Genomic DNA, 233 nt, shown 5'->3' with positions numbered 1-233 from the left:
GCTACAGCTACTATCCTTAATGACAAAGGCAATACAGCCCGTACGATCACAATTGATGCTAAAAAAGGCTTCAACACGATCGGTTGGGACTTCATAGATGATAGTGGTGAATACATAAGACCTGGAAAGTTTAGCTTAAAAATCACTGCGGGTAATCAGTCCGACACTAGAGCCTTTGAAATAAGATAAATTTCAAAGCTCATGTATTTTAGCCTCTCCCAATATAGAAGAGA

General features: G+C 39.1%; 1 protein-coding gene. It reads left to right on the top strand.

Annotated elements, in window-relative coordinates; translation table 11 throughout:
• Positions 1 to 189, top strand: a 189-nt coding sequence (locus I5349_RS14140) for a FlgD immunoglobulin-like domain containing protein (RefSeq protein WP_226391401.1), incomplete at its 5' end; no start/stop codon positions are given.
• Positions 190 to 233: the final 44 nt, after the last annotated feature.

The sequence above is a fragment of the Penaeicola halotolerans genome (genome assembly GCF_016464625.1).
GTDB lineage: Bacteria > Bacteroidota > Bacteroidia > Cytophagales > Cyclobacteriaceae > Penaeicola > Penaeicola halotolerans.
The sequence above is the reverse complement of the archived record's forward strand: the minus strand, read 5'-3'. Positions and strand labels throughout refer to the sequence as shown.